The following is a 593-nucleotide window of genomic DNA, read 5'->3' as shown; positions in this document are numbered from 1 at the left end:
GACTTCGTTCTTCGCATCGAAGACACTGATGTCGAGCGCTCCAGCCAGGAAGCCGTCGACGTGATCATCGAAGGCATGCGCTGGCTGGGCCTGAACCACGATGAAGGCCCGTTCTTCCAGATGCAGCGCATGGACCGCTACAAGGCTGTGCTTGCGCAGATGCAGAAAGATGGCCTGGTCTATCCCTGCTACATGAGCATGGCCGAGCTCGACGCCCTGCGTGAAAAGCAAATGGCCGCCAAGGAGAAGCCGCGTTATGACGGCACCTGGCGCCCGGCGCCCGGCAAGACCTTGCCGCCCGTGCCCGATGGCGTGCAGCCGGTGCTGCGCTTCATGAACCCGCAAGGCGGCAGCGTGGTCTGGGACGACAAGGTCAAGGGCCGCATCGAAATCAGCAACGACGAACTCGACGACCTGGTGATCGCGCGACCCGACGGTACGCCGACCTACAACTTTTGCGTGGTGGTCGACGACATCGACATGGCCATGACCCACGTGATCCGCGGCGACGACCACGTGAACAACACGCCGCGCCAGATCAACATCTTCAAGGCCCTGGGTAAAGAGCCTCCGGTGTACGCCCACCTGCCGAC

1 protein-coding gene is annotated in these 593 nt (G+C 62.4%); it reads left to right on the top strand.

What is annotated here, in order from left to right; all coding sequences use genetic code 11:
* Positions 1-593, top strand: a 593-nt coding sequence (locus AC1DWI_RS25765) for a glutamate--tRNA ligase (RefSeq protein ID WP_477726271.1), incomplete at both ends; no start/stop codon positions are given.

Source organism: Polaromonas sp. P3_C2 (assembly GCF_056402675.1).
This window is presented reverse-complemented; position numbering and strand designations above follow the sequence as displayed.